Annotated in this window: 13 protein-coding genes; 9 read left to right on the top strand and 4 right to left on the bottom strand. The window is 68.1% G+C overall.

Translation table 11 applies throughout. The features are described from left to right. Positions 1-40: 40 nt before the first annotated feature. The 3 genes from E1J61_RS17670 to E1J61_RS17680 are packed head-to-tail and all read right to left on the bottom strand — an operon-like array spanning position 41 to position 2940. Positions 41-1195, bottom strand: a complete 1155-nt coding sequence (locus E1J61_RS17670; RefSeq protein WP_133095330.1) for a mandelate racemase/muconate lactonizing enzyme family protein — start codon at positions 1193-1195, stop codon at positions 41-43. A 2-nt stretch (positions 1196-1197) separates the two neighbouring features. Then, positions 1198-2079 (bottom strand): 2-hydroxy-3-oxopropionate reductase, encoded by an 882-nt coding sequence (gene glxR, locus E1J61_RS17675; protein WP_133095331.1) that lies wholly within the window; start codon positions 2077-2079, stop codon positions 1198-1200. A 54-nt stretch (positions 2080-2133) separates the two neighbouring features. Beyond that, the gene (locus E1J61_RS17680; RefSeq protein ID WP_133095332.1) at positions 2134-2940 is read right to left on the bottom strand and encodes an HpcH/HpaI aldolase/citrate lyase family protein; all 807 of its coding nucleotides are present in this window, start codon (positions 2938-2940) and stop codon (positions 2134-2136) included. A gap of 350 nt (positions 2941-3290) precedes the next feature. Between E1J61_RS17680 and E1J61_RS17685 the strand changes: the two genes are divergently transcribed. The 5 genes from E1J61_RS17685 (at position 3291) to E1J61_RS17705 (ending at position 6456) form a co-directional block, all read left to right on the top strand. Continuing rightward, entirely contained in the window at positions 3291-3566 is a 276-nt protein-coding gene (locus E1J61_RS17685) for a hypothetical protein (RefSeq protein WP_133095333.1), read from the top strand. Between the two features lie 146 nt (positions 3567-3712). Then, on the top strand, positions 3713-3907 hold the full coding sequence (locus E1J61_RS17690) for a hypothetical protein (RefSeq protein ID WP_133095334.1): 195 nt from the start codon (positions 3713-3715) through the stop codon (positions 3905-3907). A 119-nt stretch (positions 3908-4026) separates the two neighbouring features. Further along, complete coding sequence (locus E1J61_RS17695; RefSeq protein WP_133095404.1) at positions 4027-4548, top strand: hypothetical protein; 522 nt, start codon at positions 4027-4029, stop codon at positions 4546-4548. A gap of 136 nt (positions 4549-4684) precedes the next feature. After that, positions 4685-5908, top strand: a complete 1224-nt coding sequence (gene serA / locus E1J61_RS17700) for a phosphoglycerate dehydrogenase (protein ID WP_133095335.1) — start codon at positions 4685-4687, stop codon at positions 5906-5908. A gap of 188 nt (positions 5909-6096) precedes the next feature. Beyond that, positions 6097-6456: a hypothetical protein gene (locus tag E1J61_RS17705; protein WP_133095336.1), complete on the top strand. Its 360-nt coding sequence runs from the start codon at positions 6097-6099 to the stop codon at positions 6454-6456. Positions 6457-6494: 38 nt separating this feature from the next. On the opposite strand, the gene E1J61_RS17710 is transcribed toward E1J61_RS17705, so the two are convergent. Continuing rightward, positions 6495-7490, bottom strand: a complete 996-nt coding sequence (locus E1J61_RS17710; protein WP_133095337.1) for a tripartite tricarboxylate transporter substrate binding protein — start codon at positions 7488-7490, stop codon at positions 6495-6497. A 408-nt stretch (positions 7491-7898) separates the two neighbouring features. Here E1J61_RS17710 and E1J61_RS38745 point away from each other — a divergent pair, with 408 nt between their 5' ends. From E1J61_RS38745 to napA, 4 genes are all read left to right on the top strand, one after another. Continuing rightward, on the top strand, positions 7899-10553 hold the full coding sequence (locus E1J61_RS38745; protein ID WP_305791058.1) for a LuxR C-terminal-related transcriptional regulator: 2655 nt from the start codon (positions 7899-7901) through the stop codon (positions 10551-10553). Positions 10554-10690: 137 nt separating this feature from the next. Continuing rightward, positions 10691-10855: a periplasmic nitrate reductase, NapE protein gene (napE, locus tag E1J61_RS17720; RefSeq protein WP_029044694.1), complete on the top strand. Its 165-nt coding sequence runs from the start codon at positions 10691-10693 to the stop codon at positions 10853-10855. Positions 10856-10941: 86 nt separating this feature from the next. Continuing rightward, positions 10942-11268: a chaperone NapD gene (locus E1J61_RS17725; protein ID WP_133095339.1), complete on the top strand. Its 327-nt coding sequence runs from the start codon at positions 10942-10944 to the stop codon at positions 11266-11268. Further along, positions 11265-13760 (top strand): periplasmic nitrate reductase subunit alpha, encoded by a 2496-nt coding sequence (gene napA, locus E1J61_RS17730; RefSeq protein ID WP_133095340.1) that lies wholly within the window; start codon positions 11265-11267, stop codon positions 13758-13760. Before E1J61_RS17725 ends, napA begins: the two co-directional genes overlap by 4 nt. Positions 13761-13765: the final 5 nt, after the last annotated feature.

A 13765-nucleotide genomic window follows, 5' to 3' on the forward strand; every position in this document is an offset into this window, starting at 1 on the left:
CTCCTGTTTGCTGTGTGTCTTGTATATGGGTTGTTCGGGGTTACGGCTGCTGGCCGAATTCCGCCTGCTGGCGCGTCCAGGCCCTTGCCTGCTCGCTCAGGCTCAGGCCCAATCCCGGCGCGGTCGGCACCTGGATGCGGCCGTTGCGGATCTGCAGGCGCTCGTTGAAGAGTGGCTCGAGCCAGTCGAAATGCTCGACCCACGGCTCGCGCGGATACGCGGCGGCAAGGTGCACGTGCAGTTCCATCGCAAAATGCGGCGCGAGCATCAGCCCCGCATGCTCGGCCAGTGCCGCCACCTTGAGGAAAGGCGTGATGCCACCGACGCGCGGCGCATCGGGCATCAGGTAGTCCGCGGCGCGGTGGCGGATCAGGTCCCAGTGCTCGGCGGCGCTGGTCAGCATTTCGCCGGTGGCGATCGGGGTGTCGAACTGCGTCGCCAGCGCGGCGTGGCCTTCGTGGTCGTAGGCGTCGAGCGGCTCTTCGATCCACACCAGGTTGAACGACTCGAAGGTGCGGCACATGCGCTGCGCGGTCGGGCGGTCCCATTGCTGGTTGGCGTCGACCATGATCGGCACCGCGTCGCCCAGGTGCTCGCGCACCGCGGCCACGCGCTTGATGTCGAGCGCGCCGTCGGGCTGGCCCACCTTGAGCTTGATGCCGCCGATGCCGCGCTCGACCGACGCCGCGGCATTGACCTTCAGCTGGTCCAGCGGCGTATGCAGGAAACCGCCCGAGGTGTTGTAGCAGCGCACCGCGTCGCGATGCGCACCCAGCAGCTTGGCCAGCGACAGGCCGGCGCGGCGGGCCTTGAGGTCCCACAGCGCCACGTCGAAGGCGCCGATGGCCTGCGTCGACAGGCCGCTGCGGCCGACCGACGCGCCCGCCCAGCACAGCTTGTCCCACAGGCGCGCGATATCGCTCGGGTCTTCGCCGATCAGCGCCGGCGCGATCTCGGCCGCGTGCGCGAATTGGCCGGGGCCGCCCGCGCGCTTGCTGTAGCTGAAGCCCAGCCCCTCGTGGCCGTTGGCGGTGCGGATCTCGGCAAACAGGATCGCCACCTCGGTCATCGGCTTCTGCCGGCCGGTCAGCACCTTGGCGTCGCTGATCGGCGTGGCCAGCGGCAGGTAGCTGGAAGACAGCCGGATCCAGGCGATGCTGTCGGCGGGTTGGGTGGACGATGTGGTTGCAGTCATGTTCAGGATCCGATTTCGTGGTTGGCCAGCAGCTCCAGCGCGCGCACCAGCGCGGAATGGTCCCAGCCAGCACCGCCGTGGCTCACGCAGGCGTTGAACAGCTCCTGGCAGATCGCCGTGTTGGGCAGCGACACGCCCATTTCGCGCGCGTTGGACAGCGCGAGGTTCAGGTCTTTCTGGTGCAGCCCGATGCGGAAGCCGGGCTCGAAGGTGCGCTTGATCATGCGCTCGCCATGCACCTCCAGCACCTTGGACGAGGCAAAGCCGCCCATCAGCGCCTGGCGCACGCGCGCGGGGTCGGCGCCGGCCTTGGCGGCGAACAGCAGCGCCTCGGCCACGGCCTCGATGTTCAGCGCGACGATGATCTGGTTGGCGACCTTGGCGGTCTGGCCGGCGCCGTTGTCGCCGACCAGCGTGATGTTCTTGCCCATCAGCTCGAACAGGGGCCGCACGGTCGCGAAGGTTGCTTCGGGCCCGCCCGCCATGATCGAAAGCGTGCCGTTGCGCGCGCCGACCTCGCCGCCGGACACCGGCGCATCGAGGTACCGGCAGCCCAGCGCGTTGATGCGGCTGGCGAAGCCCTTGGTGGCGATCGGCGAGATCGAGCTCATGTCGACCACGATCTTGCCCTCGCTCAGGCCGGCGGCCACGCCGTCTTCACCGAACAGTGCCGCTTCCACATGCGGGGTGTCGGGCACCATCAGGAAGATGATGTCGGCGCCCTGCGCCACTTCGCGGCCCGACGCGCAGGCGATGCCGCCCAGGTCGACCAGCGCCCGCGGCGCACCGCTGCGGCTCGACAGCCTGACTTCATGCCCGCCGGCGATCAGGTTCTGCGCCATCGGGCTGCCCATGATGCCAAGGCCAATGAATCCGAGTTTCACGTTTTGCTCTCCTTGCGTTCGGTACGGTTCGGTGTTGTTTGTGGCCAGGCGGGCCTAGTAGCCGCTGCTGCCGGGCGCCGGGGCCGCGGTCTGCCGTGGCTGTCCGGCGCGCATCTCGGCCATGACCTGCTGCGCGCCTGCAGCCATCAGCCGCGCATCGGAACTGACCGTGACGAAGCCGAAGCCTTGCCCGATGCGGCGCAACGCGGCCGCCGGCGCGCCGTTATGGACGCCCGCGAGACGCCCGTGCGCCCTGGCTCGGGCAACCACGTGCTCGATGGCCTGTGCCACGGGCGGGTCGACGTCGTCGAAGGTCGGCCGGCAGCCCAGCGCGAGCGACAGGTCGGACGGGCCGATATAGACGCCGTCGAGCCCGTCGACCGACAGGATCTCGTCCAGGTTCTCCAGCCCTTGCCGGGTCTCGATCATCGCCAGCACCACCACGGTGTCGTTGGCGTGCTGCGCGTAGTCGGCGCCGCCGTACAGCAGCCCGCGGATCGGACCGAAGCTGCGCGCGCCCAGCGGCGGGTAGCGCGTGGCGGCCACCAGGCGCTCGGCGTCGGCGCGGGTATTGACCATCGGGCAGATCACGCCATACGCGCCGGCATCGAGCACCTTCATCAGGATGCCGGGCTCGTTCCACGGCACGCGCACGACCGGCACGGTGTCCGTGGTCGAGATCGCTGTCAGCAGCGCCAGTGCATCGGCGTAGTCAAGCGCGCCATGCTGCAGGTCGATCGTGAGCGAGTCCCAGCCCTGGTGGGCCATGGTCTCGGCGGCAAAGGCGCTGGGGATGGACAGCCAGCCATTCACCACGGCCTGGCCCGCCGCCCACATCTTCCGGATCCGGTTCTCGCGCATCTGGGTCTCCCTTGGCATTCGTAATACGTTGTCGTACAACATTCTATGAGGATACGACAAAGATTGTGCTGGGGATTACCCGGTATACTTGGTACTTCAGTCGGAACAATGTGCCGTATATTGGCCTACAACGTTGCAAATTCCGCCGGTTTAAAACTTGAGTCCGCCAGAATCCGCCAAGGCGTCGAATTGCTCAATGTTATATGATGACTGATGATAACTAGGTGGCGACCGAGTAACAATCAATTACACCCACGGCTAGCAAGCTCGGCTATGCTCCCGTCGCCCGCACGAAGCCGCGACACATCCGTCTGCCACGTGCCGTACGGCACCGACGACCGGAATCTTCCATGCCTCGACTTCCTGCCCTCCCCCTTGTTGCCGCCGCGCTGCTGGCCGCGGCTTCCGGCATCGCCCATGCGCAGCACGTTACCGGCGGCATGGGCGAGCCCGTCAGGATCGGGGCATTTTCCGCGCCGGCGGAGCGCATCGACGGCGACCGCCGGCTGACGGCGCCTCGCGGTACCGGGCAGGCCAAGGCCGGCCCGGCACGCCGGCAAGGCACCGCGGCCGCCCGCCCAACCGGCGCGCCGGCATCCCGGCTGCCCGGCCGGCACCTGCCGTAACGTCGCGGCTCGAATATTCCAGCACGCATCCGGGCGCCATCCCCGGCGCCGGGCGCGGCTCGTCTATTCACTATTCCTTACAATTGACGACAGGCCGACGCACTATCCTGCTGCGCATTCGGATCCCCCACAACAAGGAGAAATCGATGAAATCCGTCCTGGCATTGCTCGTTGCCTGTAGCGCCCTGCTCGGCGGCTGCGTGGTTGCCCCGTATGACACGTATGGCGGCGGGGGTCCCGGCTGCCCCCCGGGCCAGGCCAAGAAGGGCAATTGCCGCGTCGACCCGTACGGCAACGAATCCTTCTGTCCGCCGGGCCAGGCCAAGAAGGGCCGCTGCTGATCGTCCCGGCGGCGCCCGGCGCCCCGGCACGTCGGGCACCTGTTGCGCCGGGCATCGCACTGGTCAGAGAATGGCGGATGCGGGCATGACGCCCGCAGGAGAACGCCATGCAGCTTCGCATGCAACTTCGGCTCGCCGGCCGCCTGTGCGCGGCCGCATGGCTGGCCGGCACGCTCGGGGGCTGCGCCACGCTGCAGCCCGTACAGACCGGACAGAAGTTGATCGGCAGCCCGGAAAGTGCCGTGCGCCAGACCTTCGGGCCACCCACCGAGACTTTCCGCCTGGCCGACGGCACCACGCGCTGGCTGTGGTCGCGCCAGCCCTTCGGCCATGAGGTCTACGCCGCCGATTTCGATGCCGGCGGCAGGCTTACCAGCTACCGCCAGATGCTGACCGAAATGGAGGTCTATCGTGCCCAGGTCAATGTCTGGACCAAGAAAGACATGCAGGAGCATTTCGGCCTGCCCCGCGAACCCATCCAGTACTATCCCCTGATGAAGCGCGAGGCGTGGTCGTGGCGGATGTACAAGGACGGCCTGCAGAGCGCGCATTTCAGCGCTTACTTCGATGACGGCGGAGTGCTGCGCCAGACCATGATCATCGTCGACCCGCTCGGCGGCGACTCGCGCCGCTCGCGCTGAACCGGCACGGGGCAACGCACGGGCGCGTTGTCCCAGGCATGCCGGTGTCATTGCCGGCAGCAGGGACTCCCGGGGTCCCGTGCCGTTTTGCGCGCAGAATGGAGGCTATACCCATCCCTCCACGCGGAAAACGAACGTGACCACTGCGATCCTGCTCGAGAACATTCACCAGAGCGCCACCGCACGGCTGGCCGAAGCCGGCTTGCAGGTCGAACGCCGGACCGGTGCACTGGCCGGTCCTGAATTGCGAGAAGTATTAACCAGCCATGACATAGTCGGCATCCGCTCGGCCACGCACCTGCGCGGCGACGATATCCGCAGCGCCCCGGGGCTGCTGTCGATCGGCTGCTTTTGCATCGGCACCTCGCAGGTCGACCTGGAGGCCGCCACGCATGCGGGCATTCCGGTATTCAACGCGCCCTTTTCCAACACGCGCTCGGTGGCCGAACTGGTCGTGTCCGAAGCGGTGATGCTGCTGCGCCGGATCCCCGAGAAAAACACGCTCGCGCATGCCGGCAAGTGGGCCAAGGGGGCCAGCGGCGCCTTCGAGGCGCGCGGCAAGACCATCGCCATCGTCGGCTACGGCAATATCGGCTCGCAGGTCGGCGTGCTGGCCGAATCGATGGGCATGCGCGTGGTCTACTACGACGTGCTGGCGCGGCTGTCGCACGGCTCGGCGCGTGCCGCGGGCTCGCTCGAAGAAGCGGTGTCGCAGGCCGAGGTGGTGACGCTGCATGTCCCGGCCACGCCGCGCACCAGGAACATGATCGATGCGAGCGTGCTGGCCGCGTTCAAGCCTGGCGCGATCCTGATCAATGCCTCGCGCGGCAGCGTGGTCGACATTGGCGCGCTGGCCGCGGCGCTGCGCGAAAAGCGCCTGGGCGGCGCCGCCATCGACGTGTTCCCGCAAGAGCCCAAGACCAACAACGATCCGTTCGTCAGCGAACTGCAGAACCTGCCCAACGTGCTGCTGACCCCGCACGTCGGCGGCAGCACCGAAGAGGCGCAGGAGAATATCGGCGCCGAGGTCGCGGCCAAGCTGGCGCACTTCCTGGCGACCGGCGGCACCATCGGCGCGGTGAACTTTCCCGAGGTCGATCCAGGTCCCCTGCAGGCACCGGCGCGGCTGCTCAACGTGCATGGCAACGCGCCGGGTGCGCTGGCCGCGCTCAATACGCTGCTGGCGCAGGAAGGGGTCAACATCACCGGCCAGCACCTGCAGACGCGCGGCACCACCGGTTATGTGGTAACCGATCTCGACCGCGTGCCGTCGGACCAGCTGATGCAGGCGCTGCGCACGCACGCCGGTTTCGCGCGCTCGCGCCTGATCCTGCGGGAAGGCACTGGCCAGGCTGGCTGATGCTGTTGCAGGGCGCCCTGCGCCCCGCTCGCCGGAGCAATGGTCACAGCATTGTTCCAAGTCCCAAGAAATCGCTATTGCGGCCACTATCATCAAGTGGCGCATGTTCTGCCCCTACCGTTCGCGCAGTGGCAGCACCGCATCGCTCGGGGCTTGCATCCGCACCACACCGACAGCGGAGTGATGACATGAGATCAATGAAACGAAGCGGGGCAGTTCCCGGCATCACCGGGCAGCTGATAGTGGGTGGAGTCCTGGCGCTGGCCCTGGCCGGCATCGCGGTGGCGCAAACGGGCACGATCACGTTTCGCGGGGCCATCGTCAATCCGTCATGCGGCTTCACGCCCACGGCGGCACAAGTGCACGCGCGCTGCGTCGATGCTACGGGACGGACGGTCTCGGCACCGGTGCCGATGCCGCCGGTGCGCGCCGGCGCGCACGCGCGTGTCGCCACGGCGACGATGCGCGTGGAGCCGGTGTTCCGCAGCCTGCTCGGCGGGCGGCGCGGCAGGCCGGACGGCTACATGATGGTAGTGACTTACCAGTAGGCGTGGCACACGGGCGGCGCGGCCGCCCGTGCTTTCGTTCAATCGAGCCGGATATCCGAGGCGCGGATCGCCTCGGCCCAATAGGCCTGCTCCTGCTTCACTACGTCGGTGAACGCCGCCGGCGATGAACCCTTCAGCAAGATGCCGAGGTCAACCATGCGCGTGCGCAGGTCGGCGTTGGTCAGCACGCGATTGACGTCGACCGACACCTTGTCGACGATGGCGCGTGGCGTTCCCGTTGGCGCGAACAGGCCGATCCATCCCTGCCGCTCCAATCCCGGCACGCCGCCCTCCTGGAACGTCGGCACGTCGGGCAGCAGCGGCGAGCGTGCCTGCCCGGCAACGGCGATCACCTTGAGCTTGCCGGTACGCGCATGCTGGCGCGCCGACACCGCGGCCACCATGGCGGCAGGCAGCTGGCCGCCGAGCAGGTCATTGAGCATCGGGCCCTCGCCCTTGTACGGCACGTGGGTCAGCGGCACGCCCGCGTTGCGGCCGAAGATCTCCATGTAAAGGTGTCCGCTCGAGCCCAGCCCGTACGAACCGTACGGCAGCGGCTTGCCGAGCTTGCGAATGTAGTCGACCAGCTGCCTGATGCTGGCGGCGGGCACGTCGGGCTGCACCACCAGCGCGAGGTGCGACGTTGCCAGTTCGGAGATCGGCGCAAAGTCCCGCACCGGGTTGAATGTCGCCTTGGTATAGAGGCTGGGCGCCTGCACCAGCCCGGTCAACGCGAACAGCAGCGTATAGCCGTCGGGCTCGGCCTTGGCCACCATGTCGGCACCGATCATGCCGCCGGCGCCGGGCCGGTTGTCGACCACCACGGCCTTGCCCCAGGCCTTGGCCAGGCCGTCGGCGATGGCGCGCGCGACCACGTCGCCGGTGCCGCCCGCCGCGTACGGCATCACGATGCGCACCGTGCGTGCCGGATAGGCCGCGCCTTGCGCTCGTGCCGTCCAGCCGGTGCCCGCCAGGGCCGCGCCCGCGGCGCCAAGACCCAGTTGCCGCAGTACCCTGCGCCTGCCTTGCTGCATTGCTTGTCTCCTTGGTTTCCTGTCATGGGGCCGGTGGCATCCAAGCAGCGCCCGTGCCGGCCTGTACTGCGCCACGCTGCCGGCCGGCCTCTGCGTGCCGTTCCGGGCAGGTGCCGGTATGGCTCCCTGCTGCGCGCCCAGCGGCGCGTGCGGGCCACTTTAGGCGCCGCACGCGGCGGTGTCGTCCATCGAAAGGAGCAAAATCCCACCGGCCGCCAAAATCGTCCAAACGAACTAGGACGCAACCCTGAGGCACGTGGAAGAATCGGCCGCACTCAAGCCCCGCCCGCGCCATGGCGCCCCAGGAACGTCTTGCACCCGCCTGCCCTTCACGCCACCGCCGGGGCCGTCCGGCCCCGGCCCGCCGTCCTTGCCTCCAAGCTCGCCCCGCCGGTGGCGCATGCGGCCATGTTGCACCGCCCGCACCTGGTGGCGCAGATGGCCGAAGCGCGCGCGGCACGCGTGATCGTGCTGCGCGCCGCCGCCGGCTTCGGCAAGACCACGCTGATGCAGCAATACGCCGCGCATTGCCTGGCGCAGCACCATGCGGTCGCCTGGCTGCGCCTGGACGCCGGCGACAACGACCTGGAGCGCCTGCTGGTGCACCTGGAAGCGGGCCTGGCGCCATTGCGCGGCAAACGTGGGGCGTCGGCCGAGACAGGTGACAGCGGCCCGCGGCTGGCGCACGCCCTGCTCGAGCGGGTGGGCAGCGCGTCACAGCCGTTCGCGATCGTGCTGGACGATCTCGAAACGCTGCATGGCGCACCAGCGCTCGACTTCCTGCAGCAGCTGATCGCGGCTCTGCCACAGTGCGGCACTCTGGTGGCCGGGTCCAGGGCCACGCCGGAACTGGGCCTGGGGCGCCTGCGCGCGCGCGGCCAGCTGCTGGAGATCGCGCCGGCGGCGCTGCGCTTTTCCCTGCAGGAGACCTCCGAGCTGCTGCGCGGCCGCTGCGCCCTGCCGCTGCGCGACCCCGACATCGCCACGCTGCACCGCGGCACCGAGGGCTGGGCCACGGCGATCTACCTCGCGGCGCTGTCGCTGCAGCAGCGCAGCGACCACGCGGCCTTTGTCGCGTCGTTCTCCGGCACGCACCTGGAACTGGGCGAGTTCCTTGCCGAAGACATCCTCGCGCGGCAGTCCGACGCCTGCCGCGCCTTCCTGCTAGACACCAGCGTGCTCGGCCAGCTCAGCGCACCGCTGTGCGATGCCCTCACCGGCCGCGACGACGCGCGCCAGATGCTCGACCACCTCGAGCGCGCCAACCTGCTGCTGTTCCCGCTCGACGCCGAGCGCAACTGGTTCCGCTACCACCGCCTCTTCGCCAGCTTCCTGCAGCACCGGCTGGCAGCGCAGGCACCGGGCCGCGCGCCGCAGCTGCATCTTGCCGCCGCGCGCTGGTACCTGGCCAACGGCTACCCGGTACCGGCTGTTGACCACCTGCTGCAGGCAGGCCGCCACGACGAAGCGCTGGCTGCAATCGCCAGCGAATCGGGCGCGCTGCTGGCCACCGGCCGCGTGCGGCTGCTGCTGCGCTGGTTCGACCAGGTTGCACCGGCGGCGCTGGGCCGGTTGCCCACGCTTGCGCTGACGCGCGCCTGGGCGCTGCTGCTCAACCGCCGCCACGGCGAGGCCATGGCCGCGGTCGAGCCCTTCCTGGCGCAGGCAGCGGTTGCCGACACCAGCGTGGCCGTGGAGGCGCAGACGCTGCACTGCGTGGTGCTGGCCATGGCCGACCGGGTCCGGGCCTGCCGCGACGCCGCCACGGCCCACCTGCACCGGCTCGCGCCGGACGACAGCTTCCAGTACTGCATCCTCGCCAATTCGCTGGCCTATGCGCTGATCTGCACGCACCGCTACGACGAGGCCCGCAGCGTGCTGTCGCGCGCCATGCAGCGCGCGCCGCGCCCGCTGCCGATGCGCGGCATCACCGACAGCCTGGAAGGCGTGATCGATCTGGTACAGGGCCGGCTCGGCAATGCGCTGGCACGCTTCCGCGCGGCCTCCGGCGGCAGCTGGGGCGGCTGGAGCGCGACGCCCGGCGAAGTCACCGGCGGCAAGCCTTCCAGCGACATCTGCTGGGCGCAGGCGCTGTACGAGCACGATGCCATCGACCATGCCGAGCGGCTTCTCGCCGGCGCGCTGCCCTACAGCAAGGGCAATGGCCCGCCCGACGCACTGATCGCCTGCCACGTGCTGAGCGCCCGCGTGGCGCTGTTGCGCGGCGACCGCGGCCAGTGGCTGCAGCGCCTTGCCGAACTCGAGCAGCTCGGCCAGCAGGCCGGTGCCGCGCGCGCGGTGTGCTCGGCGTGGCTGGAGCGCGCGCGCGTCGCCACGCTGGAAGGCCGGCTCGAAGCCGCCGCCCAAGCCGTGCGCGCCGCGCAGCTGTACGGCGCCTGGGAAGCCGGCGACGCCGCCGGCCACGCCAACGATATCGAGCGGCCGAGCGTGGCGCGTTGCCGCCTCGCCATCGCGCAAGGCGAATTCGCCCACGCTCGCGACCTGCTCGAACCTGCCATCGCCACCGCGCTGGCACACCAGCGCTACTGGCGCCTGATCCGCCTGCGCCTGCTGCGCGCCGCCGCGCTCGACGGCCTGGGCCAGCGCGATGCGGCACTGCAGGATGTCACCGAGGCATTGCGGCTGGCGAGCCATGAAGGCTTTGTGCGCAGCTTCCTGGACGAAGGCGAGCGCGTGGCCGCGCTGCTATGCGGCTGGGCTGCCACGCACCTGCCGCAGGCTGCGGCGCTGGGTGTGGCGGCGCCGTTCGTGGCCGGGCTGCTGGCACGGCTGCAGCAAGGCCGTGATGCCGGCACGCAGGCAAGCCCGCCCGCGGTTGAATCGCCCACGGCCAGGGCTGGATCGGCCGATCCGCTGACCGCGCGCGAACTCGAAGTCCTGCATATGCTGTCGGCCGGATACCGCAATCGGGTTATCGCGCAGAAACTGTTTGTCTCGGAACTGACGGTCAAGTCGCATCTGCGCCGCATCCATGCCAAGCTGGGCGCGCAGAGCCGCACCGAGGCCGTCGCGCTGGCGCGGGCGCGCGGGCTGCTTGCGTGAGCCATCGCACCAGATCTTGCAAAAGCCGCCAGAACGCCGCACGAGTGCAGTCTTGACACCTTCGACCGCGCTTCCTTTAATGGTGTTACGCATCAGGTGCATTGCCTGACCACTTTCACCGATTACTTCAAGCCATGATGGAAACCGGGGAAGTCCACGATCCGCAGCGCAAGAAAGAAGAACTGCGCAGCTTCCTGTTCCTGACCGCCGTGATGGTGCCGGTGCTTTCCGTCATCGTCGTGGCAGGCTATGGGTTCATTGTCTGGATGACCCAGCTGGTCAGCGGCCCCCCAACGCACTGAACGCGTGGCGCGCCTTTGGCGCCATTGATGTTAGATAAGAACAAGCTGCAGCACAGACTGAAACGGCATTGAACCGGAGCTTCCGCATGCCCGCAGCCAGATGTGCGATCCCCATCCAGCCGCTGCCAGCCAGCGACGAGTGGCATATTGCCGGTATCGTCGTGCATGCGCATCCGGCCAGCGTGGCGCAAGTGCGCAGCGCCATCGAATCCCTCACCGGCGCAGAGGTCCACGCCGCCAGCGATGCCGGCAAGCTCGTGGTCACCATCGAAGCGCCCACTTCGCGCGCCATTGCCGCGCACCTCACCTACCTCCACCAGCTCCCCGGCGTGCTGTCGGCCGCGCTTGTCTACCAGCACAACGAAGACGCCGATGCCATGAGCGAGACCATCTACGAGGAGGGCGCCAGATGAACATCTCCCGCCGCGATTTCATCAAGCAGACCGCCGTCGCCGCAACGGCATCGGTGGCCGGCGTCACGCTGCCGGCCGGAGCCGCCAACCTTGTCACGGACAGCGAGGTGACAAAGCTGAAATGGTCCAAGGCGCCGTGCCGCTTCTGCGGCACCGGCTGCGGGGTCACGGTGGCGGTCAAGGACAACAAGGTGGTTGCCACGAACGGCGACCCGCAGGCCGAGGTCAACAAGGGGCTGAACTGCGTCAAGGGCTATTTCCTGTCGAAGATCATGTACGGCCAGGACCGGCTGACCAGGCCGCTGCTGCGCATGAAGAACGGCCAGTACGACAAGAACGGCGAATTCGCGCCGGTCACGTGGGAGCGCGCCTTCGACGAGATGGAGCGCCAGTTCAAGCGCGTGCTGAAAGAGAAAGGCCCGACCGCGGTGGGCATGTTCGGCTCGGGCCAGTGGACCGTGTGGGAAGGCTATGCTGCGTCCAAGCTGTACAAGGCCGGCTTCCGCTCCAACAATATCGATCCCAATGCACGCCACTGCATGGCGTCCGCGGTGCAGGGCTTCATGCGCACCTTCGGCATGGACGAGCCGATGGGCTGCTATGACGATTTCGAGGCGGCCGATGCCTTCGTGCTGTGGGGCTCGAACATGGCCGAGATGCATCCCATCCTGTGGACCCGCATCACCGACCGGCGCCTGAGCCATCCCAAGACCCGCGTGGCGGTACTGTCGACCTTCACCCACCGTTCGTTCGACCTGGCCGACATCCCGGTCATCTTCAAGCCTCAGACCGACCTGGCGATGATGAACTACATCGCCCACTACATCATCAAGAACAACAAGGTCAACAAGGACTTCGTCAACAAGCACACGGTGTTCAAGGAAGGCGTGACCAACATCGGCTATGGGCTGCGTCCCGAGCATCCGCTGCAGAAGGCGGCCAAGAACGCGGCCGATCCCGGCGCCTCGCGCCCGATCACGTTCGACGACTTCGCGCGCTTCGTGGCCAAGTACGATGCCGATACCGTCAGCAAGCTGTCGGGAGTGCCCAAGGCCAAGCTCGACCAGCTGGCCGAGCTCTATGCCGATCCCAACATCAAGGTGATGTCGCTGTGGACCATGGGCTTCAACCAGCATACGCGCGGCAGCTGGGCCAACAACATGGTCTACAACCTGCACCTGCTGACCGGCAAGATCGCAACGCCGGGCAACAGCCCGTTCTCGCTGACCGGACAGCCGTCCGCGTGCGGCACCGCGCGCGAGGTGGGCACCTTCTCGCACCGGCTGCCGGCGGACATGGTGGTGACCAATCCCAAGCACCGCGAAGAAGCCGAGCGCATCTGGAAGCTGCCGGCGGGCACCATTCCCGACAAGCCGGGCTACCACGCCGTGCTGCAGAACCGCATGCTCAAGGACGGCAAGCTCAATGCGTACTGGGTGCAGGTCAACAACAACATGCAGGCGGCGGCAAACCTGATGGAAGAGGGCTTGCCGGGCTACCGCAATCCCGCCAACTTCATCGTGGTGTCTGACGCCTATCCCACCGTCACCGCGCTGGCGGCGGACCTGATCCTGCCCAGCGCGATGTGGGTCGAGAAGGAAGGCGCCTACGGCAATGCCGAACGCCGCACGCAGTTCTGGCACCAGCTGGTCGATGCGCCGGGCGAGGCGCGCTCCGACCTGTGGCAGCTGATGGAGTTTTCCAAGCGCTTCAAGGTCGAGGACGTCTGGCCCGCCGACCTGATCGCTAAGAAGCCGGAATACCGTGGCAAGACCCTGTTCGACGTGCTCTACCGCAACGGGCAGGTCGACAAGTTCCCGCTCAAGGAAGTCAGCACCGAGTACCACAACGCCGAGGCGAAGGCCTTCGGCTTCTACGTGCAGAAGGGGCTGTTCGAGGAATACGCCACCTTTGGCCGCGGCCATGGCCACGACCTGGCGCCGTTCGACGCCTACCATGAGGCGCGCGGCCTGCGCTGGCCGGTGGTCAACGGCAAGGAAACGCGCTGGCGCTACCGCGAAGGCAGCGATCCCTACGTGAAGGCCGGCACCGGCTACCAGTTCTATGGCAACCCCGACGGCAAGGCGGTGATCTTCGCCCTGCCCTACGAGCCGCCCGCCGAATCGCCCGATCAGGAGTATCCGTACTGGCTGGTCACGGGCCGCGTGCTGGAGCACTGGCATTCCGGCTCGATGACGCGCCGCGTGCCCGAGCTGTATCGCGCCTTCCCCAACGCGGTGGTGTTCATGCATCCCGAGGACGCCAAGGCCATGGGCCTGCGCCGCGGCGTGGAAGTGGAAGTGGTGTCGCGGCGCGGGCGCATGCGCTCGCGCCTGGAGACCCGCGGGCGCGACGCGCCGCCGCGCGGGCTGGTGTTCGTGCCGTGGTTCGACGCCAGCCAGCTGATCAACAAGGTAACGCTGGATGCGACCTGCCCGATCTCGCTGCAGACCGACTTCAAGAAATGCGCGGTCAAGATCGTCAAGGTCTAGCGCGG

The organism is Cupriavidus sp. L7L, assembly GCF_004353535.1.
In the GTDB taxonomy this organism is placed as follows: domain Bacteria; phylum Pseudomonadota; class Gammaproteobacteria; order Burkholderiales; family Burkholderiaceae; genus Cupriavidus; species Cupriavidus oxalaticus_A.

What these genes read in the sequence shown, in the direction of transcription:
- E1J61_RS17670 (WP_133095330.1), bottom strand. Translation starts at nt 1,195, where the DNA reads ATGACTGCAACCACATCGTCCACCCAACCCGCCGACAGCATCGCCTGG.
- E1J61_RS17680 (WP_133095332.1), bottom strand. Translation starts at nt 2,940, where the DNA reads ATGCGCGAGAACCGGATCCGGAAGATGTGGGCGGCGGGCCAGGCCGTG.
- E1J61_RS17685 (WP_133095333.1), top strand. Translation starts at nt 3,291, where the DNA reads ATGCCTCGACTTCCTGCCCTCCCCCTTGTTGCCGCCGCGCTGCTGGCC.
- E1J61_RS17690 (WP_133095334.1), top strand. Translation starts at nt 3,713, where the DNA reads ATGAAATCCGTCCTGGCATTGCTCGTTGCCTGTAGCGCCCTGCTCGGC.
- E1J61_RS17695 (WP_133095404.1), top strand. Translation starts at nt 4,027, where the DNA reads ATGCAACTTCGGCTCGCCGGCCGCCTGTGCGCGGCCGCATGGCTGGCC.
- E1J61_RS17705 (WP_133095336.1), top strand. Translation starts at nt 6,097, where the DNA reads ATGAGATCAATGAAACGAAGCGGGGCAGTTCCCGGCATCACCGGGCAG.
- E1J61_RS17710 (WP_133095337.1), bottom strand. Translation starts at nt 7,490, where the DNA reads ATGCAGCAAGGCAGGCGCAGGGTACTGCGGCAACTGGGTCTTGGCGCC.
- E1J61_RS38745 (WP_305791058.1), top strand. Translation starts at nt 7,899, where the DNA reads ATGTTGCACCGCCCGCACCTGGTGGCGCAGATGGCCGAAGCGCGCGCG.
- napE (WP_029044694.1), top strand. Translation starts at nt 10,691, where the DNA reads ATGGAAACCGGGGAAGTCCACGATCCGCAGCGCAAGAAAGAAGAACTG.
- E1J61_RS17725 (WP_133095339.1), top strand. Translation starts at nt 10,942, where the DNA reads ATGCCCGCAGCCAGATGTGCGATCCCCATCCAGCCGCTGCCAGCCAGC.
- napA (WP_133095340.1), top strand. Translation starts at nt 11,265, where the DNA reads ATGAACATCTCCCGCCGCGATTTCATCAAGCAGACCGCCGTCGCCGCA.